Consider the following 19,932-nt stretch of genomic DNA (forward strand, 5'->3'; position numbering starts at 1 on the left):
GGGCATCTCGCCACACCGGGCTCGGTTGGTCGCGGCCATCAGGTCAGCTGCTTCCAGTGCCCTTCCGAGACGACCTCGACGGCGCCGTCGACCACCGTGATGGCGGTCTGGTCGTCGATGACGTAGGCGGGGCCGGAGATGCCGGCGGCCCATTGCTCCGCCTCGGCCATGGAGTTGCCCGGTGCGCCGTCCTGGGCCAGGTGAGGACAGATCGAGAAGTCGACCATGCCCAGCGTGGTGTCGTCACCGTCCGGGGGTCTCCACTGGATGAAGTCCTCGCCGACCTCGGGCGTCATCACCATGCTTCCGGCACTCAGTCCCACCCACACCGTCTCGCTCAACGTCGGAAGCAGGTCCGCGAGTCCGGACTGCCGCATCCAGTGGCAGAGGTAGAGGACGTCGCCGCCCGCTACCAGCAGGACGTCCGCCTCCCGGACCAGCGGGACCCAGCGCTCCTCGTCGATGCTGGGCAGCGCGGTCAGCTCGAGCACGCCCATCGACTTCCACCCCAGGTCGACCATGGGATTCTCGGCCTCCCCGCTGATGAACTGCCACGCCCTTTCGCCGGGGCCGAGCCAGGGGTGCCCGTACATCGCGGTGGGGATGCACAGGGCGTTGGAGGCGGCGATCGGCTTGCCCAGCAGATCGACCAGCGCCTCGCGGATGCTGGTGTTGGTGACGCCCCCGGACGTGAGAAGAAGCTTCACGATTCCTCCTCGATTCGATCTCGTCGGACTGGGCCGGCGTACGGACCCGACACGGCCTCCGCCCTCGTCACCCAGGCGAGCTGTAGCCGGGCCAGTCTGCTCGAGAGGGTGACGCCTTCCGTCACGGAATGTACGTCGATCCGTGTGTCACCGCACCGACCGCCGCGTGAGCGTCCAGCCGTTCTAGGGTTCGGCTGGTGAGAATAGTTCTGCTGGGGGACAGCCACCTCGCCCGGATCCAGCGAGACGCACCCCGCATCGGTGAGAACGTCCTCAACGCGGCACAGGGCGGAGCCACGGTGCTGCACCTCGAGGGACAAGCGGACGGTGCGGGCATCACGGGTTCGGACGTCGTGGTGGTGTCGGTAGGCACCAACGATGCTGCCCCCTGGCACGACGTGTCGGTCGCCGACTTCCAACGGGGCCTGGGTCGAGTCGTGCGGTCCCATCCGGCTGGAGCGTGGGTCATCATGTCGCCACCCGGCGTCGACGAGGGACGTCTCGGATCTCGCGATCGGACCAACGTCGTCGTGGACGCATACCGGGAGGCAGCCGCCGATGTCGCCGCGTCACACACCGCCCGACTGCTCGACACCCGGTCGTTGCTGGCGCCGCTCGGGACGGCGGCCTTCGCGACGGACGGCCTCCACCTCAGCGGCGCGGCGTACAGGATGCTGCTGCGCGCGCTGGCCGAGAGCACGAAGTCCCACTGACAGCGTTCCGAGCGGGCGCTCGGCACTGGCAGGGCTACCTGGCCGAGACCACCCGCACTCCGTCCGGGAGGAGCGAGCTGTCATCGACCGCGTCGTCCAGCCAGACCCCGATCAGGCCGGCCAGCTCCACGGGATGGCTGAAGTTCACCGCATGTGCCGCGTGGTCGATCAGAGCAACGGTCAGGTGCTCCGGAGCGAGCCGCGCGACTTCGCGGATGCGGTCGGGTGGCGGCAGGAGCGGATCGCGGACACCCAGCACGGCCAGGGTCGGGACCGGGGTGTGCAGCAGGCGCTCCAGGGACGGGAAGCGTGTGAGCTCGTGGAACAGACGCAGTCCGTTCAGCGGCCCGAACTTCACGTAGTCGGGGAGAGCGACGGGAAACATCCTCATGCTCTCCCGGAAGCCGTCCCGCGCCAGCTGGCCGAGGGCGCGGCCCAGGGGCTGGTTGTGCACGCCTCCGGCCGGCGAGACCAGGACGAGCCTGTGCACCCGCTCGGGCGCCTCGTGGACGATCTCCAGGCTGATGGCGCAACCCATCGAGTTACCGACCAGGACAGCCTTGTCGATCTCGAGGCGGTCGAGGATCGCGATCGTGGCCTCGGCCAGCTCCGGGATGTCGAGGACGCGATCGCGGCGCTCACTGCGCCCGTACCCGGGCAGGTCCGGGACCACGTTGACCCCACGCGCGGTGAGGATCCGGGCGGTCGGCATCAGGTACGACCCGGAGATCGCGAAGCCGTGCAGGTGGACGAGCGGGACACCGTCCTCGGCCGTGCTGCGCCGGCAGTAGACCGACGTCCCTCCCACCTGCAGGCGCTCGTCCACCCAGCCGTCGCCTGGTCCTGGGTGGTCTCGCATGGGCCGAGGTTAGTGCTCCGGGCTCGGTCGGTGCCGGAATCAGGGCAAGCAGCACCTGCAATATCGGGACATACCCCCACCTCGCTTCGGTAGCCTGCGAACGCACTGGGAGCGAGGATGGTTGCGCATGGTGGTCGAGCCCGCCGATGACTGGCGCCGCGGTGATGTCGTCAACACGCCGCCGCCGACGTCGCCTCCGACGTTCGAGCTGGCACCGGACGACGTATCCGTCACCCCGCTCTGGCCGGTCCGGGAGATCCTCGACGGCATCTTCTTCGTGATCGGAACGGTGCTCGTCCTGTGGCTCGGATGGATCGTCGTCTCGATCGGCCTCGACCGCTGGTTCGCGATCGGCTCGATCTTCCTCTTCTGGGTGCTTCTGGCCTACGTGGGACTGCCCCGCCTGCAGGAGGTGCTGTCGAAGGTCTACGTGCCCGACTACTTCATCGGAAGATCCCTCACCGACATCGGCGTGCTCGGTGACCCGATCAACCTGGCCCTGGACGGCGACGAGTCGGACATCCACGCTGCCATGAGCCGAGCCGGTTGGACCCGTGCCGACGAGCTCACGATCGGCTCCTCCTGGAGGATCGTGGTCTCGTCGGTGCTGCGCCGCCCCTACCCGCAGGCTCCCGTCTCCTCACTGTTCCTCTTCGGGCAGCGGCAGGCATTCGCCTACCAGCAGGAGGTCGACGGCAACCCGTCACAACGCCACCACGTCCGTTTCTGGCCGGTCCCCGACGGCTGGACGCTGCCCGGTGGTTTCCAGGTGCAGTGGCTGGCCGCTGCGACCTACGACAAGGCAGTCGGCATCTCGCTGTTCACCCTCCAGGTGACGCACCGGGTGGACGCCGACATCGACATCGAGCGCGACTACGTCATCGACACCGTCCGGTACGTCGTTCCGGAAGCCTCCCTGCGCGTCATCAAGGACTACTCCAGCGCCTTCACCACCCGCAACGGTGGAGGTGACGTCGTACGCACCGATGGGAGCCTCCCGATCCTCGACCTGACCGGTCTCCAGGCGCCGGAGCCGGAGCGCGTGCAGCCAGCGACGGATGTGCTGTCGCGGGCGATGTCTCATCGTGTGCCGCCGCCGAGCCTCCTCGCCGCGGCCGTGATGAGCATGGCCAAGGCTGCCGTCACGCTGGCGACCGTGCTCGTCGCTTTCGTCGGAGCGGACAGCCTCTCGGTCACCGCGACGACCCGCGAGCTCGCGGTGATGGGCAGCAGCGCGCTGTGCCTCCTCGGCCTGTGGGTGTTCGTGCTCGCTCACCACGCCTGGGCCCGGATCGCCCTCATGGGCGTCTGCTCCGTGGAGTCAGTCACGCAGCTGGTCGACCTGAGCGCCGCCGAGGACGTCCACTTCCTGGTCTTGATGAGCACCGCGATCACCGTCCTCATCCTCATTGCCGTGAGCTCCGACGGCGCCCGGCGCTGGGTGAGGCCCGGTCGGCGAGCCTGAGCCGAACGCCGAACGCCGAACGCCGCACGGCGCTGGAGCCGAGAGCCAGTACGTCGCGAGGGTGGGGTGTGTCTCGGGTTCGGAGGTCAGAACTTGTAGGCGAACTTCGCGAGGTCGTCGGCGTGCGCGGTCTCGACGAGCTCGCGGCTGGTGACGTCGTAGGCACGCCAGTAGGCCCGCTCGCGATCGGTCACGTTCGTGGCGGGAACGGCGATCTCCAGGCCGAGGAGCTCACGCAGGTCGGACTCGAGGTGCTCCATCCGCAGCACGACGTCGGCCTCATCCACGTGGCCGCTATTGATCCGGCGCGGGCCGGGCTCGGCGATGGCTCCGGCCAGCCACTCGTTGAACTCCAGCGTCACCGCGTCCACGATGCGTCCGACCGCACCCGGTGTCGCGTGCACCCACGAGTCGGGGTTGCGCAGCTCGTGCACCCACCGGCGGCGGGTGCGTTCGTACTCGGCGACGTAGAAGTCGAACGGGTTGCGGGTGGTCGTCACGATGCGCAGCTCGTGGTCCGGTGCCAGGAACCCCGCTCGGACCAGGTCACCAGCGGTGGCGTGCTTGACGTCGATGCCGGCGGCACGGACCGTGCCGCCGGCAGGAACCTCGGTGACGCTGGGGCGGGCGAGGAGCGCCTCGCGCAGCGCCGTGCTGGCCGTGCCCGGAGCAGCCGTCACCAGGAGACCCGCTGCGGTGTCGAGCAGTGCCATCAGCGGTCAGTGCTGGGTCGGATGGCGGGCGGCTGACGCAGTGGTGCCGCTAGCCGGTGGGTCAGGGCGGGAGGCACGGTGGGAGGCACGGTGGGAGGCACGGGGACATTCAACCCGCTGGCCTGCGGCAGACTGCATCCGTGCTGACCGTTGACGACCTCGACGTGACCGACGCGCTGACCTGGGCGTCGGAGACCACCGGCCCCCTCACCCGTGTGAGCGAGCTCTCGGGTGGCTGGACCTCGACCATGCTGTCATTGGCGACCGGAGCCGGTGACGAGCTCGTGCTCAGGTTGATGACGCGCGAACCATGGCGCAGTCACGGCGCCGGATTGACCACGAGAGAGTCCGAGATCCAACAGATGCTCGTGCAGACACCCGTGCCCGCGCCCCGTTCTCGGGCTCTGGACGCCGAAGGTCGGCAATGCGGCTTTCCCGGCCACCTGATGAGCCTGCTTCCCGGGCAAGTAGATCTCGACCGCGTCGACAAGGACTCCCTCGACCGGCTGGCGCACCTGCTCGCCACCATCCATGACGTCTCGCCGACCATCGAGGTCCGCACCTACCAGTCGTGGGCATGGGAGGCGAAGTACACGGTCCCGCACTGGGCCACGGACGCAGGACTCTGGAGAGAGGCATTCGAGCTGCTTCGCACCGATGCACCGGACTACGAGCCGTGCTTCATCCACCGCGACTTCCAGCTCCGAAATGTGCTCTGGTCCGACGACCGGGTCAGTGGCGTGGTCGACTGGGTCGAGACGTCGATAGGCCCGGCGTGGCTGGACGTTGCGCACTGCTGCACCAACATCGCCATCGGCCACGGCAGCGATGCCGCCGACCGGTTCGCCGCTGCGTACATCGCCCGCACGGGTCGAGAACCCCAGCCCTACTTCGATGTCATGGACATCGTCGGATTCCTTCCTCCCCCCGGCCGAGAAGGACTCATCAAGGCGCAGGACGAGCGTCACAGGCTCGAAGATCGGCTCTCGTCAGTCATGCAGCGCGTGGCCATGGACCGATGATCGCTTCATCCGACTCGCCACGTTCGAGCCGCACCGCATGGTGAACGGGCCCGACGACGGAGTGGCTGACGCCAGAGAACCGGGGTGCCGGCGGCCAGGCCGCCTGTCTGCGCGCATCCCAGCATGAACGCGCGCGGATCGTGCTAGCCGGATGTCAGGGATGGCGTTCCTTGTGGATGTCCATGCCCCACGCCACCCCGCGCCGTTGGGCTACGTCTGGAGCTGCAACTGAGTCGCGGTCTGCATTCACGAACCGCAGTATGCCGTCGGTGCCTTGCCAAGATCGCCGACAACCTCGCCGGGTCTTGTCCATTCATCGTCAGCTGCGCGCAACACCTTCACTTCCTACCGGCTCCTCCGTGCCTTCCGACTCTTGCGCCAATCGAGGAGTGCCGCGACAGCCCGCGCAATGCCCGGGGCACCGTCACCATGTCCGTGACTGGCGTTCATCCAACTCTGCCGGGCGACATGCATGGGCGCGTCCGGGTCTGGCTCTGGGTTGGCCGGGGAGGCGCTTCGGGTGTTGCATGTCCACAGCATGCATGAGGCGGCAAGGAGCGTTCGCGCAATCGCACGCGTGGTCCGCTCAAGTCGGCGCGGACCGCGGCTGTCCCGCCATCGAGCCGAGTTCGCAGGCACGTTGTTGGCGGCGTGCCGGTGGGCCCGACGCCCCGCGCGTACAGGTTGCGCTGTACTAGTGATCAGGAATCCAGTCGAGCACTCGGTCCCGCAGTTCCTCTCGACTCGCCGCACCGTCCAGTCGCAGCACGGGATGGTGGCGCTCGGCCAACCACTTCTCGTGGGCCAGCCGGCTTCGCCCGTCAAATGCCGGGTCGTCGTAGCCGCGCGCCCAGTCCAAGAATCCCTCCCACGCCGTGGAGTCGAACCCCCGACCTGCCCTTCGATGAACCTCACGCGCTTCAAGACGCCGAAGCCGCTCCTGGGGATCGAGGGTCAGGAAGACGATCGCGTCGCACTCGTCGACGACCGCGTCACCCCAGTCGACCATGGACCCGGACAGCACCCATGCCTCACGGGGCACGAACACCTCGCGCATCAGCGCCAGTCGGTCGCTCTCTGGTCGCCTCTCCACATAGGGCGGATCGGTGGGCACCCAGAAGTAGTCGTCAGCGTCAGCGTGCGGGACAGACCAGTGGTCTGCCAGCGCCCGCGCGAGCGTGGTCGTTCCGGACCCACTGGCACCCATCACGTGAAGTCTGCAGCGTCGCATGCCGCCATCCTCGCCGGTCTGCCGAACAGGTTGGGTGCAGGTTGTTGCCGGCGCAGACCGGTCGGACTGCTCTGACAAGGTGAGCTCATGGATCGCAGGCTCGGAGACCAGCTCGGCACGCAGGTCCACACGACTCCGACCACCGCCCAGGCGGTGTCGGCCTCGGTCGTGTGCGCTCGGGCGTTGGGACTGCCTGCCGACGACCCTGAGGTCATCGCCGAGGGCTACAGCGTCCGGGTGCGACTCAGGCCCGCAGCCGTTGTCACCCGTGTCGTGACCACCGGACGAGAGCTGCGCCCGGACCCGTGGCCGTGGCTGGAGCGCGAGGTGTCCGTCGCTCTACACCTCGCCGCATCAGGTGTCCCTCTCGTCGCCCCGTGGAGCGACCCCGGGCCGCACATCGCGGACGGGCTGGAGGTGTCGTTGTGGCACTGGGTCGAGCACGATTCAACAGAGGTGTCCGCCGCCGAGTTCGGGACCATGTTGGGACCACTGCACGAAGCGCTCGCGTCGAACACAGGCGACCTGCCGCCACTGGTCGGTCCACTCACCGACATCGCAACGGCGCTGGCGGTCTCCTCCGACCCGACCCTTCATCGTGCAGCAGCCGCGCTGGTTCCGCTGGCGCTGTCCTGGCCGCGCCGTCCGCTCCACGGAGACGCCCACACCGGAAACGTGCTCATGACCCCACGTGGACCGCTGTGGACCGACTTCGAAGATGTCTGTGTCGGACCCGTCGAGTGGGACCTGGCGTCGATGACGATCACCGAGGACGCCCTCGCCGCGTACAGCGGCCCCATCGACCGGACCCGACTTGCCGGGTGCCGAGATCTGCGCCGTCTTCAGGTACTTGCCAGCCTCTTGGTCGGGGACTACGACGATCCTGCGCTCTACAGCAGACTTGTCACGCACCTCGATCAGCACGCCTCCTGACACACGACGAATTGTCTTCCGATGCAGATGGGCATGACCCCGAACGTGGGGGAACCCCGGTCAACCCGACCGGGGGACCGGAGGACCGCCGTCCGTGCGGACTGCGGCTGGTTCCGCACACCATCAGCGCCAGGTGCGGGTGTTCGCAGTGGCTGAGGGAACCATGACAGCGCCTTGGTGCTGTTTCACTGCGTATCGAGCCAGTCTGGTTCGAGGACCAGTCTCGCGAGGTCGGCGATGACGAGGGCTGGTCGTGTGCGGGTGATGGTCGCGTTCTTCTCGGCCGGACTGTTGCGCGAGGTCGCCTCGATCATCCACCCGTCAGCGGTCATGACGGTCACTGTGTTGGAGACGACGGTCCCTTCGGGTCGGGCCTCGGTCGCTTGCGCGCGCACGAGCAGTATCGATCCGTCGTCGAGGTCCTGACAGGTCGTTCCTGGTGGCGTCCCGTCGGGGAGGGTGCGGCAGGTCGGGTTGGGACCGACGAGTCCGATGCCGTCGTTGTCGGCGATGAGGAGCGTGACTTGGGATGCGCCTTGTCCGTCGTCGAGGACGATCGAGGCGCCCTCGAAGGGGTCGTTCTTGTCCAGCCGTGCCTGCATGTCGCCCGTGTCGGTCATGGCGATGTCTTCGGACCATGTCGTGTGGTCGCTGGTGCGCGCACCTGGTGTCTGGGCTGTCACGGCTGCGGACAGTTCGTAGGCGAGCAGGTCTGGTGCGAAGGCGAAGGTCCGCTCCCTCGCGATTGTCTGAGTCGGTGAGGGACTCGTGGTGGTGGGTGTTGTGGGGGCCGGTCCTGTGGTGGCGGAAGCCGTCCCGGTGGGGTCGGCGGCTGGGGTGGCCAGTTCACCTGCGGAACCGACTCCGTAGACCGTGACCGTCGCAAAGAGCGCTACGGCGGCGACACCCAGGCCTGCAGCAGCAGCGGCGCGGGCCCTCTTGCGTCGTCGCCCACGACGGGCGGCCTCGCGAACGACCCGGGCCGTGTCGTAGGTGTAGCCCTCCGTGGCGTGACGCATCAGTTCGTGCACGTCGGTGGCGTCATCGGGCGAGTGAGTGGGGTTCACGCGTCGCTCCTTCCGGGCTGGGTCGGGCAGGGCGCTGGTCGACCCAGCCCGGCTGGGGCGTAGTCGTCGGCGAGAAGTGGCCGAATCTTGGCCAACGCTCGGGTGGTGCGCGTGCGGACGGCTCCCGAGGTCAGCCCGAGTTGTCCGCCCACGTCGGGTGGGGACATGTCTTCGAAGAACCGGAGCACGAGGATGGTGCGGTCCAGCGCGGTGAGGGTGTCGAGCGCGCGGAGCAGGTCGACACGGCTGTTGTGCTCGGGTTGATGCAAACGTTCAGGGACGTCTGCGGTGGGGCGCTCAGTCGAACTGCGCCTACGGCGTCCGCTGATGAAAGTGTTCAGCATGGTTGCGCGGGCGTAGCGCACGGGATCGTCGGCCCGGGTGACTCGCGTCCAGTGCACGTACAACTTGGTGAGGGTGTCCTGAACCAGGTCCTCCGCCGCGTGATGGTTGCCAGTGAGCAGCCATGCGGTACGTCCCAATCGTTGTGCGTGCGCGTGGGCGAAGCCCTCGAAGTCGTGTGTCGTCGCCATGCGTCCCTTCCGGCTCTCCTGAACCCTAGGACGCGCTGAGTCCTGATTCTGTTACGCGCACCCCGAGTGCGCGCGCATCAGCAAGAGCGTGGATCGCGACAGATGAGGACGTTCAGGCGTGCGACGCCCGGAGCTGGGGTCGTCAAAGTCGACCGTAGGCCCGGAGGGCGCGCAGAGCGCGGAGGGTCTCGATCCCGCGCCACTCCAGGGCGGAGGCGCTCCCCGGTGGGTCCCATGTGATCGGCCAGCCGCCGTCTGGCTGTTGGTCACGGACCAGGCGGTCGAGGTGGCCCTGAATGGTTGCGTCGTCGAACAGTCGACTCCAGGGGCTGTCCGGCGACGGCGCCAGGTGGAGGGGGGTGAGTCCGTAGCCGGGATCCGCCGGATCCGCCCGGTACCAGACGGCGTTGGACAGCCAGTCGCCCACGTGGGCGCCGACGGCCTGCGCCCGATCTCGGTCTGGCACGTGGGCGAGGAAGACCATCACCTCGACCAGGGCGTGTGCGTCTTCCTCGAAGCCGGACTCGAGCCGTGCCCAGGTCCAGTCGGTGGCCCGGTCGAGCCACGGGTGGGTGACGCCCAGCTGGTGCAGCCGTCCAGCCAGCCCGGCGGTCGGGTTCAGTCCGGGCGTGTAGGTCCAGTCCGACCAGTGCTCGGCCCGGGGGTAGCGCTCCATGATGGGGAAGGCCAAGGGCACCGCTCCGTCGGGCGCGGCCACCGAGGCCAACCACTCACAAGCGCCCCGGACGAGCTCGTCCGTGACTGGATCGCCTGATCCTGCCGCGGCGTCGCCACCGGTGGCGACCAGGAGGATCCGGAGAGCGCACTCGACGTCGATGGGCAGGCTTGCCGGGCAGCGCTTGTCGGGCTCAAGGCCGTGACCGAACCCGCCGTCGGGGTTGCGGTAGGCCCGGACGGCGTCGATCACGCCGGAGCCATCGGCTCCGTCGAACAGCACAGTGGCGAGGCGGCGCTCGATGAGCCGTCCCTCGCGATCGAGAAACGCCCGGGCAGCAGCGAAGACTTCTTCGGTCACGGGCGGCAGTCTGGCAGGAGCAAGCCGGCGCGCCGGTCAGCCAAGACGCTGCGCAGCACCGCGGTAGATCCGGACGTTCGAGGGGACGCCGACTCGACCTGTGACCGTGAGCGATTGAACAATCAGGAGCGGGCCGGCTCGGTGATGTCTACCGGAACGGGCGGCGGTCCGTCCCGCAGCAGCGCTGACAGCAGGTCTCCCAGTCCCGGCGGGAACACCGTGTCGTTCGTCTGCGACAGCTGCTCGGCATCCCACCAGCGGAACCCCAAGACGCTCTTGGTCTCGTAGTCGCTCAAGTTCGCAGGGGCCGGGTCGAAGTGCTGCACCGTGTGGTGAAGCCAGTCCTCATGAACGTCCACGGTTCGACCGTCATATCGATACGTGTGATCGCGGGTCCAGACGAGCGTTCCCATCGGCAGCTGCGCGAGTCCGGCTTCCTCGTAGGCCTCACGTTGGGCGGCCTGTTGAAGCGACTCACCGGGCTCAACGCCTCCACCAACTGGGTACCACCACTGACGACCCGTTCGAGGGTCTGCCGCGCGAATGAGGAGAACACGATTCTCGTGGTCCAGCAGTAGCAGTTTGACGGTCATTCGAGGCACGCCCGGAGTGTAGGTGCTGAGGCAGACGGCTGCGCCGCAGAGACTCATGGCTCCGCAGCGTCAGCCCGGATGCGGATCGACGCGAACGCATCGCGGCCATGAGCGGACGTAACGCGTCAGGTGCGGGACATGGAATGCTGCCCGGGTGAGGTGACGCCGGACGGGGTTGTCCTCGTCCACGTGTTCACCTGAGCGGATCGCGCTCGTTGCAGGGCTGTGTGGGTGGCGACATCCGCAGTCGGCAGCTCAGCACGCTCATCGCGCCATGAGTGGGCGTGGTTGTCACTCCTGGTCAGGTGGCCGAGATCGCGTCGAGCACCTCGAGCTTGGTGGATCGTCGTGCGGGCAGGAGGGCCGCCAGGACGCCGATGAGCACTCCCAGGACAAGGATGACGACCAGCTCGATCCACGGGATGGACGGGGTGACCGCGGCTTGGCTGTCGCGATTGATGGAGACCAGCAGCAGCAACGAGACCACCAGCCCGAGGACCAGGCCGCCGAGGGTCCCGAGCAGGGAGATGAGGACCGATTCGAGGGTGACCATGCGGCGCACCCGGTTGTCGGTCATGCCGATGATGCGCAGGAGCCCTAGTTCGCGTCGGCGTTCGAGGATGGACAGCGACATCGTGTTGATGATGCCGATGATGGCGATCACCACGCTCATCAGCAGCAGCCCGGTGACGGCCTTGATCAGGAAGTCGAAGACCGTTCCGATGAGCTTTCCAACCGCGTTCCCCTCCTGCGCAGTGATGTCGGGGCGTACGGCGGCGAGGTTCTGGATGTCGTCCTTGGTCTTGCCCTGTGCTCCGGAGGCAACGTCGACGAACGCGAGGGTGGGGGCGACGTCTCCGACAAGCGACTCGAAGGTCGTGGTGTCGATGATGCTGCCGGTCTGGGCGGTGTCCTGGGTGGGTTCCAGGACAGCGACGACCCGGAGCTCGACGTCTTTGCCGCGACTGTCGGTGACGGTGACGGTGCCGCCGATGTCCGGGGTGGCGCCCTCGCCGGTGTCGATGACGGCGATGGTGCCGCTCCCATCACCGCTGCTGGCCAGGTCGGCGAGGGCGCCACTCTCGACTGCGATGTTGGCGACCTTGGCCAATTCGGAGACGTCGCCGGCCGAGGCGACCGTGGCCGTGCCGTCGATGGTCACGGGCTCGCGTCTGAACGCGACCACGTCGTTGACGTCCTCGATGGTCGCGAGGTCGGACACGAACGCGTCGTCGAGCGAGCCGCCCTGGCTGACGACCACGTAGTCCGCGGACTGCAGGTCGCTGACCTCGCCCACCGCGAAGTCGCGCACACTCGCGCCGGCGACCGCGACGAGCGTCACGAGGAAGACGCCGATCAGGAGCGCATTCGCGGTCGTCGCCGTGCGCTTCGGGCTCCGTACCGAGTTGTCGACCGCAAGCCGGCCCTCCATGCCGAAGCGTTCCAGGAGGGGGCGGAAGAGCCGGGCGCCGCCCTTCGCCAGGTAGGGAGCACCGATGAGCACGGCCGCGATGATGGCGACCGCCCCGATGCCGACGACCGCGAGCTCGTCGGTCAGCAGCATCGCAGCCACTCCGAGGGCGACGAGGACGACGCACACGATGCCGCGGGTCCGGCCGAGCTCGGCGGACTCCACCGCCGCATCACGCATGGCCTCGATCGGCTCGGTCCGAGCGGCCCGGCGTGCGGGGATCATCACCGACAGGACCGTGATGATCGTGCCGAGCGCGATGCCGCCGAGGACGTTCGACAGCCCGAAGCCCAGCCCACCGGGCAGGGAACCGCCGGTCACCTTCAGGACCCCGTCGAGAAGCAGTGTCAGGACGTAACCCGCGACCACGCCGAGCAGCGACCCCACCAGGCCCAGCACGAGCCCCTCGAGCCGCAGGGACCGCTTCAGCTGGCGCGGGGTCGCGCCGATCGCGGCCAGGACAGCGAGCTCGCGAAGCCGTTGCGCCACGATGACGCTGAAGGTGTTGAAGATGACGAAACCACCGACCAGCAGGGCGAGGACGGCGAAAGCGCGGAGCGCGGTCTTCAGCCCTTGAGCGAACGACCCGGTCGTCTCGCGCTGGTCGGCGCGGAACTCGTCCCCGGTCTGCACCTCGAAGCCGTCGGGGAGGACCTCGCCGGCGGAAGCGACGAGGTCATCAGGGTCCTCGGACCCGCGCAGGTAGTAGGACTCGTACTCGGCCTGGCCGGAGTTCAGCCAGTCGAACGCGTCGGCCTCGGTGACCGAGACGGTGCCATCACCGTCGAGGGCGGCCGAGTCACCGAACTCGGTGATGCCGACGAGCGTCACCTTCTCCTTGCCAGCGAGTGTGAGCAACGTCAGGTCGTCACCGACGTCGAGGCCATGATCGCCGGCGGTGCCGCGGTCCACCGCGATCTCGCCCGTGCTCGCCGGGGCGTCTCCATCGGCCAGCGAGAGCGGGTTCAAGTCCTGGTCCGTGATCCACAGGCGGCCGACGGCCGACGTCGCGAACGGTTTGCCGTCGCTGCCGAGGAACGCCACCGACCCCGTCAGGATGCCGGCGCCTCCCTCGACGCCGGGAAGGGTGAGGAGCTGGTCGACGGTCGGCTGCGGCACCTTGAGCGCCTCGGGGTCCGCAGCCGTCTCGTCAGCGGTCGCGGTCACGTCCGGGACAACGGCGACGTCGACGTTGCCGTACTCGGCGTCGACGTTGCCCTCCAGGGAGGAGATGACGCCGTCGGAGACAACGCCGACCGCGGTGTAGAACCCGACGCCGGTCATGATGGCGATCAGGGTCGCGAGGTAGCGCCCGAGGTTGTGCCGGACGCTGCTGAGAACAAGCTTGAGCATCGGGTCGGGTCCTCAGCCCTCGAACTGCTTCATCCGGTCCAACACCTTGTCCGCGGTCGGTGCCTCCATCGAGTCGACGATCTGACCATCGGCCAGGAACAGGACACGGTCGGCGTACGACGCGGCGTGCGGGTCGTGGGTCACCATCACGATGGTCTGCCCGCTCTCGTCGACCGCGCGACGCATGAAGGTGAGGATCTCGATGCCAGTGCGGGAGTCCAGTGCACCGGTGGGCTCGTCGGCGAAGACGATGTCGGGCTTCGGCACCAGCGCCCGCGCGACGGCGACGCGCTGCTGCTGCCCACCGGAGAGCTGGCTGGGCAGGTTGCCCAACCTGTCCTGGAGCCCCACGGTCCGCACTATCTCGTCGAACCACGACTGGTCAGCCTTCGTGCCCGCCAGCGTCAGTGGAAGCAGGATGTTCTCCCGCGCGGTGAGCGATGGGATGAGGTTGTACTGCTGGAAGATGAAGCCGAGGCGGTCCCGGCGCAGCAGTGTCAGCTGGGTCTTGTTCAGCTTCGAGATGTCGGTCTCGCCGATCAACGCCGCACCCGAGGTGAGTCGGTCGAGTCCCGCCACGCACTGCATGAGGGTGCTCTTGCCCGAGCCCGAGGGGCCCATGATCGCGGTGAACTCGTGCTCCGGGAAGTCGACGGTCACTCCCGCCAACGCATGGACGGCGGCATCGCCGACACCGTAGGTCTTGCGCGCCTCGACGGCACGGGCGGCGGCCGTCCGAACGGATCTGTCAGCAGCAGCGGTCACGACGTGGCTCCCGGGACTCAAGCGGTACCAGCGCCCGGAACGCCCAGAGGCCGGAAGAACTCGCTCATGCTAGATCAGAGCGTCGAGGTCGCACGACCCACTCAAAGGTGGTGAAAGGGGATCTCCGCAGTTCGCCCGATCTCGGCACGAGCGGGCGGACCGGGTCGCGGTCGAGCGTGCACTCTTCGCCGCTCGAGGTGGTGCCGAATGCCGACCGCCCGCCGACACGGCAGACAATGTCGGGCATGGGTGTCGACGTCGTCGTACTGAACGGAGGGTCGAGCGCGGGCAAGACGAGCATCGGGCGGTGTCTGCAGGACCTGCTGCCTCGACCGTGGCTCCTGCTGGGTGTAGACGACCTCATCGACGTCGCCCCGTCGTCCTTGGTCTCCTACGGGCCACAAGGGCAGGTGGTCCTCGGTGACCAGTGGCGTGCGCTGGAGGCTGCGTGGTCGCGTGGAGTCGCCGCGATGGCACGAGCCGGTGCCGGGGTGATCCTCGACGACGTCTTCCTCGACGGTGCGGTGTCGCAGCAGCGGACCAGCGAGCACCTCGACGGGCTGGAGGTGCTGTGGGTCGGTGTCCACTGCGACCCCGAGGTGGCGGCGGCTCGCGAGCGTGCACGAGGGGACCGTCCGGCCGGGATGGCAGTCGGGCAGGCGACAGCGGTTCACCGTGGTGTCGTCTACGACCTTGTCGTGGACAGCAGCACCGCTTCACCCAAGGAGTGCGCCAGCCTCATCGCGGCTCGGGTGACCTGACGCCCGGCGGGCCTGGATCTGGCGATCGGCACGGGCACCGGCAGTTCCGCGACCGGTCAGCGGCATGCCCGGAGGTTGCCGCGCCTGAGTCTGGTGCACGGATGGGGTGACGCCTGATCTGCGCGAATCGGACAGTCTCACGTGGCCGGACTCGACTAGGGTCGAGGGCGACGACCGAAGGAGTCGGCCATGATGATCAGCCCAGGCAGTGATCGGCCCCAAGGCCCGTGGGACCCGGACGCGAGGCCCAAGTTCGACTTCGACAACGCCCTCACGATGCTGATGCTCCTCGTGCCCGTCCTCGTGATGGTCGGCGCGTTCTACTTGTTCGGGAACTGACGAGAAGCAACACCGACCACGGGCGCTCACTAGCCCTCGCCGCCCTGCCCCATCTGCTCGCCGATGAACCTGGCATGGGGATCGACGGGCTGTTGAGGGAGTCCCGGGTCAGGTGCAGGACCGCGCGCCAGGAGCGTTGGCTGACGTCCCGCAGCCGGTCCATGACCAGCCGCTCATCGGCAGCTCCGGTACATGCGGTCGCCACGCGCGAGGGCCCCGGTCAGGCGAGCACGGACTCCACGGTGGAGCCACGCTGGCGGTGCTTGTGCACCCGTAGCTGGGTGGGGATCCGGTCACGCATCTCGGCGACGTGGCTGACGACGCCGACGACGCGACCGCCGTCGCGGAGGCCATCGAGGGTGTCCATGACGTCGTCAAGCGTCTCGGCGTCGAGCGAGCCGAAGCCCTCGTCGACGAAGAGGGTGTCGAGATCCGCGCCACCGGCCTCCTGGGTGATGACATCAGCCAGTCCGAGTGCCAGCGCCAGCGACACCACGAAGGTCTCGCCGCCCGACAGGGTGGCCGGGTCCCGGCTCTCGCCCGACCAGTCGTCGCGGACGAGCAGGCTGAGGCCACCCCTCGTCTCGCCGGCCCCCCGGCGACCGGTGTGCTCGAGTGAGTAGCGCTGGTCGCTCATCCTGGCCAGCCGCTCGTTGGCGGCTGCGACGACCTGGCTGAGGCGGTGGGCGAGGACGTAGGCAGACAGGCGCATCTGAAGCGCGTTGTCGGCGGCCTTGCCCTCGACGAAGGCGGAGAGGTGGGTCGCGAGGTCGAGGTCCTCGCGGACGGGCGCCCATGCCTCCAGTGCGGCCCGTAGGTCGGCGCCCAGGGTGACGAGGCGGGTCACCCGACGGGTCGCGACCTCGAGCCGCGCGTGGGCGGCACGGGCGTCGGACACGGCAACCTCGCGTCGGCGGCGGGCCCCTGCCAGGTCGGGCACCGGCTGGCGAGCCGCGGCGGCGTGCGCGGGATCGGCCAGCATCTCCCGGGCCCGGGCCAGCCGGCTCTCCGCGGCGTCGAGCCGGAGGACGAGGCCCTCGACCTCGGGACCGTCGAGCAGGGCATCGCGGTAGTCGTCGACGTCCGTGAAGCCCGCGCGTCCAGCGGCGTCGGCCAAGGCACGCTCAGCGGCCAGGCGGTCACGCTCCGCGAAGCGGAGCTCCTCATGGGCCGCACATGCCTCGGCCAGCCGGTCGTGGCGGCGGGTCAGGTGCTGGAGCAGTGCCGACAGCGTCGGCTGGCCGCTGCCGTCCAGGATCGCGTGGACGCGGGTGGTGAGGCGGTCGCGCTCGGCCCGGTGGAGCTCGAGCCGGGAGGTGAGCCCGGCCAGCCGCTGCTCGTGGGCGTCGATCTCGGCCTGCACGGCGTGCGTCTCGGTCTCGGCGCCGGTCACGCTCGCCCTGAGGACGTCGGCCCGGGCAGCCGCGGCGGCCACCTCGTCGTGCCGGTCGATGGCCTCGGCCAGCTCGTCGTCGAGGGAGCCGGGTTGCTCGGATCCGGTGAGGGCCACGAGGGCCGCGTGCTGCGACTCGAGGTGTCGCACCCGGTCGTCGAGGGCGACCACGACGGTCTCGGCGTCGTCGACCGCCTTGCGAGCCGCACGCTCACCTGCGGCGTCGGGGGAGCCGTGGGCCGACACAGCCAGGGCGGGGTGCTCGCAAGACCCACAGACCGGGCAGCTCGCCCCCACAGCGATCTGCGATGCCAGCTCGGCCGCCATACCGTCGAGACGGGCCTCGCGGATCTCCAGCCACCGCTCCTTGAGGTCGGCCACCTCGGCACGGGCCGCGTCCCGGTCGGCCACGGCGCGACGGAGCACGGGCGCGAGGGACGTCCGGTCCCGGGCTGCATCGCGCCGGGCCCGGACCTGCTCGACCTGGGCGGCAGCGCCGGGCAGCAGGACCACCGCCTCCTCAGCCGTGCGCAGGTCGGCTCGCAGCTGCGCCAGCCGCTGGGGGAGCGCGTCCGCCCGCGAGACGGCGGCGGCCAGGTCGACCTCGACCTGACCGACGAGGGCGCCCACCTCGTCGCACAGGCGCCGGACCTCGTGGAGCCGCTCGGCGTCGGGCCGCATGGCCTCCGCCCGCTGCAGGGCGGCCGCCGAGTCGGCGAGCGCCTGGGTCAGGTCGTCGCCGGCCTCGGGTCCCACCGTCGCGGAACCGGTCACGGCGGTCCAGGCCGCCAGTGTCCGCGCCGCCTCGCGCCGGGCCACCTCACGCAGTCCGTCGGCTTCGACGAGGGTGTGGTCCAGGCCGAGCAGCCCGGCCGCGCGCTGGGCCCGCTCGACGCGGGTCCGCGCAGCCTCGTGCGCCTCGGCATCGTGACCAGCCATGAGGTCTGCGGCCTCGGCATGCGCGGCCTGCAGGGCACGGAGCTGCTCGGCCTCGGAGAGCCGGCGCGAGGCCCGGTCGGAGGTGTCGTCCGCCGCGGCCACGGCGACGGCCGCGGAGTAGGACGTGGCGCGAGCCCCGGCCTGCACGACGTCGAGCCACATGCGCAGGTCCGCGGGCGAGGCTTCGTGGTCGGGGGCCGGCCGGTCGGCCGTCTCGCTGATGCGGCTCACCAGCGCGGCCACCGTCGTCGCGTGCTGCTCGGACGTGCGGCGGACCGAGACCCGGTGCTCGCGCAGCCAGCGCTCGACCTGGTCGAAGCGACCCGTCCTGAACACCTGCTGGAGCAGGGCGTGCCGCTCCTCTGACCTGGCACGCAGGAACGCCTGGAACCGCCCCTGGGGAAGCATGGCGACCTGGCAGAACTGCGGGAGGTTCATCCCGACGAGGCGCGTCATGAGGTGACCCGCCTCGTCGAGCCGGGTGGACCGGGTGACCCACTGCCCGTCCACGCGCTCGGCGAGGTGCACCGACGCCTGCTCGGTGGTGATGCCGGTCCCGCGCTTCTTGGGGCGCTGCCACGCGGGTGATCGCTCGATGCGCCAGCGGCGGCCGGACAGCGTCACCTCGAGGCCGACGGTGGGGGCCACTCCCGGGGCGGCCTGGTCGCACCGGAGCCGCTTGGCCACTGCGCGGTCGCCGGGGACGTCGCCGTACAACGCGAAGCAGACGGCGTCGAGGATGCTGGACTTGCCCGCGCCGGTGGGGCCGCTGAGCAGGAACAGCCCGGACGCCGAGAGCGCGTCGAAGTCGATCGCAACGGTGTCGGCGAACGGGCCGAAGGCGGTGGCCTCGAGCGAGTGAAGGCGCATCAGCCCTCGCCCACCAGCACGTCGACGTCGGTGTCCTCGCAGCAGGCGTCGACGGCCTCGCGCAGCAGCGCCGACTCGGCGGACGTCGCCGGTGCGCCGCGAAGCTCGGCGACGAAGTCGAGCGCCACGTCGTGGTCACTGCGGCCGGCGGCGCGGGCGCTCGGGGTCGTGGAGGTGGTGCCACCGGGCGGGGCGAAGCCGAGCACCAGCGTGTGGGGGAAGCGCGCGCGGAGCCGGTCCATCGCGTGCCGCGGGCGGGCCGGGTCGGTGAGGGTCGCCTGCACCCACGCGTCCTGGTGGACCTCGAGCCGGGGGTCGGCGAGCAGGGCCTCGAGCTCGCCGGAGATGCGCGCCAGCCGGCGGGGGACCGGAGCCTCGACGAACTCGGCGTGGGCCATGCCGTGTGCGTCGAGATCGACGAGCCAGGACCCCTTGCGGTGGTCGGCCTCGGAGAAGGAGTAGGCCAGCGGGGAGCCGCTGTAGCGGACGGACTCGGTCAGGGTGTGTCGCCCGTGGAGGTGGCCCAGGGCGACGTAGTCGATCCCGTCGAACGACGACGTGGCGACGCGTGACACGCCACCGACGCTGATGTCGCGCTCGGAGTCGGAGGGCTCGGCGCCGGCGACGAAGGCGTGGGCCATCACGACCGACCGGGTGCTGCGGCTCCGCGTGGCGAGGTCGGCCCGGACCCGCATCATGGCCGCATCGAGTGCGGCCTGGTGGGACCTGCCCGCCAGCTGCCACGGCTCTGCGAGGGCGCGGGGGTCGAGGTAGGGCAGGCCGTGGATCGCGACCGGGCCGTGCTCGTCCTCGAGCAGGACGGGGCTGCCCACCGTCGCGGCCGAGGTGCGGATGAAGACCCCGGAGGCGTCGATGAGGCGGGAGCCGAAGCCGAGGCGCTGGGCGGAGTCGTGGTTGCCGCTGGTGACCACCACCCGCGCCGGTGACGCTGCCAGCCGGGCGAAGGCCTCGTCGGCGAGGTGCACGGCGTCGACGTGGGGCAGGGCACGGTCGTAGACGTCACCGGAGACGACGACCACGTCGACCCGCTCGCGCTCCACCACGTCGAGCAGGTGGTCCACGAACACACCCTGGTGACCCAGCAGGTCCTCCCGGTGGAAGGACCTCCCGAGGTGCCAGTCGGAGGTGTGCAGGATGCGCATGGGACG

General features: G+C 69.5%; 18 protein-coding genes. 6 read left to right on the forward strand and 12 right to left on the reverse strand.

Annotated features, from left to right (window positions below; genetic code table 11):
• Positions 1-38 precede the first annotated feature (38 nt).
• Positions 39-707: a Type 1 glutamine amidotransferase-like domain-containing protein gene (locus tag DAE25_RS07170; RefSeq protein ID WP_107765541.1), complete on the reverse strand. Its 669-nt coding sequence runs from the start codon at positions 705-707 to the stop codon at positions 39-41.
• A gap of 197 nt (positions 708-904) precedes the next feature.
• On the opposite strand from DAE25_RS07170, the gene DAE25_RS07175 reads away from it, so the two are divergent.
• On the forward strand, positions 905-1,420 hold the full coding sequence (locus tag DAE25_RS07175) for an SGNH/GDSL hydrolase family protein (protein WP_159083622.1): 516 nt from the start codon (positions 905-907) through the stop codon (positions 1,418-1,420).
• A 34-nt stretch (positions 1,421-1,454) separates the two neighbouring features.
• Here DAE25_RS07175 and DAE25_RS07180 read toward each other — a convergent pair whose 3' ends face one another.
• Positions 1,455-2,279 (reverse strand): alpha/beta fold hydrolase, encoded by an 825-nt coding sequence (locus DAE25_RS07180; RefSeq protein ID WP_107765543.1) that lies wholly within the window; start codon positions 2,277-2,279, stop codon positions 1,455-1,457.
• Between the two features lie 127 nt (positions 2,280-2,406).
• Between DAE25_RS07180 and DAE25_RS07185 the strand changes: the two genes are divergently transcribed.
• Positions 2,407-3,744: an LssY C-terminal domain-containing protein gene (locus tag DAE25_RS07185; RefSeq protein ID WP_107765544.1), complete on the forward strand. Its 1,338-nt coding sequence runs from the start codon at positions 2,407-2,409 to the stop codon at positions 3,742-3,744.
• Between the two features lie 86 nt (positions 3,745-3,830).
• Here DAE25_RS07185 and DAE25_RS07190 read toward each other — a convergent pair whose 3' ends face one another.
• Positions 3,831-4,457, reverse strand: a complete 627-nt coding sequence (locus DAE25_RS07190) for a hypothetical protein (RefSeq protein WP_107765545.1) — start codon at positions 4,455-4,457, stop codon at positions 3,831-3,833.
• Between the two features lie 140 nt (positions 4,458-4,597).
• Here DAE25_RS07190 and DAE25_RS07195 point away from each other — a divergent pair, with 140 nt between their 5' ends.
• Complete coding sequence (locus tag DAE25_RS07195; protein ID WP_107765546.1) at positions 4,598-5,479, forward strand: phosphotransferase family protein; 882 nt, start codon at positions 4,598-4,600, stop codon at positions 5,477-5,479.
• 694 nt (positions 5,480-6,173) lie between these two features.
• Here DAE25_RS07195 and DAE25_RS07200 read toward each other — a convergent pair.
• Positions 6,174-6,710, reverse strand: a complete 537-nt coding sequence (locus DAE25_RS07200; protein WP_107765547.1) for an AAA family ATPase — start codon at positions 6,708-6,710, stop codon at positions 6,174-6,176.
• Positions 6,711-6,797: 87 nt separating this feature from the next.
• Between DAE25_RS07200 and DAE25_RS07205 the strand changes: the two genes are divergently transcribed.
• Positions 6,798-7,643 (forward strand): phosphotransferase enzyme family protein, encoded by an 846-nt coding sequence (locus tag DAE25_RS07205; protein ID WP_107765548.1) that lies wholly within the window; start codon positions 6,798-6,800, stop codon positions 7,641-7,643.
• A 185-nt stretch (positions 7,644-7,828) separates the two neighbouring features.
• Here DAE25_RS07205 and DAE25_RS23065 read toward each other — a convergent pair whose 3' ends face one another.
• The 6 genes from DAE25_RS23065 to DAE25_RS07235 form a co-directional block, all read right to left on the reverse strand.
• Positions 7,829-8,710 carry a hypothetical protein gene (locus DAE25_RS23065; protein WP_159083623.1) on the reverse strand — a complete coding sequence of 294 codons (882 nt, stop codon included), beginning with the start codon at positions 8,708-8,710 and terminating at the stop codon, positions 7,829-7,831.
• Positions 8,707-9,243, reverse strand: coding sequence for a SigE family RNA polymerase sigma factor (locus tag DAE25_RS07215; protein WP_107765550.1), 537 nt, complete (start codon positions 9,241-9,243; stop codon positions 8,707-8,709). Before DAE25_RS07215 ends, DAE25_RS23065 begins: the two co-directional genes overlap by 4 nt.
• Before the next feature lie 142 nt (positions 9,244-9,385).
• Positions 9,386-10,279 (reverse strand): hypothetical protein, encoded by an 894-nt coding sequence (locus DAE25_RS07220; protein ID WP_107765551.1) that lies wholly within the window; start codon positions 10,277-10,279, stop codon positions 9,386-9,388.
• A gap of 122 nt (positions 10,280-10,401) precedes the next feature.
• Positions 10,402-10,872 carry an NUDIX hydrolase gene (locus DAE25_RS07225; RefSeq protein ID WP_234410943.1) on the reverse strand — a complete coding sequence of 157 codons (471 nt, stop codon included), beginning with the start codon at positions 10,870-10,872 and terminating at the stop codon, positions 10,402-10,404.
• A gap of 301 nt (positions 10,873-11,173) precedes the next feature.
• Positions 11,174-13,696 carry an ABC transporter permease gene (locus DAE25_RS07230; protein ID WP_107765553.1) on the reverse strand — a complete coding sequence of 841 codons (2,523 nt, stop codon included), beginning with the start codon at positions 13,694-13,696 and terminating at the stop codon, positions 11,174-11,176.
• A 12-nt stretch (positions 13,697-13,708) separates the two neighbouring features.
• Positions 13,709-14,461: an ABC transporter ATP-binding protein gene (locus DAE25_RS07235; RefSeq protein WP_107765554.1), complete on the reverse strand. Its 753-nt coding sequence runs from the start codon at positions 14,459-14,461 to the stop codon at positions 13,709-13,711.
• Between the two features lie 245 nt (positions 14,462-14,706).
• Between DAE25_RS07235 and DAE25_RS07240 the strand changes: the two genes are divergently transcribed.
• Positions 14,707-15,222 carry a chloramphenicol phosphotransferase CPT family protein gene (locus DAE25_RS07240; protein WP_107765555.1) on the forward strand — a complete coding sequence of 172 codons (516 nt, stop codon included), beginning with the start codon at positions 14,707-14,709 and terminating at the stop codon, positions 15,220-15,222.
• A gap of 189 nt (positions 15,223-15,411) precedes the next feature.
• The gene (locus tag DAE25_RS23070; protein WP_159083625.1) at positions 15,412-15,561 is read left to right on the forward strand and encodes a hypothetical protein; all 150 of its coding nucleotides are present in this window, start codon (positions 15,412-15,414) and stop codon (positions 15,559-15,561) included.
• Positions 15,562-15,781: 220 nt separating this feature from the next.
• On the opposite strand, the gene DAE25_RS07245 is transcribed toward DAE25_RS23070, so the two are convergent.
• Both DAE25_RS07245 and DAE25_RS07250 read right to left on the reverse strand, forming a co-directional pair.
• Entirely contained in the window at positions 15,782-18,763 is a 2,982-nt protein-coding gene (locus tag DAE25_RS07245) for an AAA family ATPase (protein ID WP_107765556.1), read from the reverse strand.
• On the reverse strand, positions 18,763-19,926 hold the full coding sequence (locus DAE25_RS07250) for an exonuclease SbcCD subunit D (protein WP_107765557.1): 1,164 nt from the start codon (positions 19,924-19,926) through the stop codon (positions 18,763-18,765). The genes DAE25_RS07245 and DAE25_RS07250 overlap by 1 nt, the downstream gene beginning before the upstream one ends.
• Between the last annotated feature and the right edge of the window lie 6 nt (positions 19,927-19,932).

It is taken from the genome of Nocardioides terrigena, assembly GCF_003047265.1.
GTDB lineage: Bacteria > Actinomycetota > Actinomycetes > Propionibacteriales > Nocardioidaceae > Nocardioides > Nocardioides terrigena.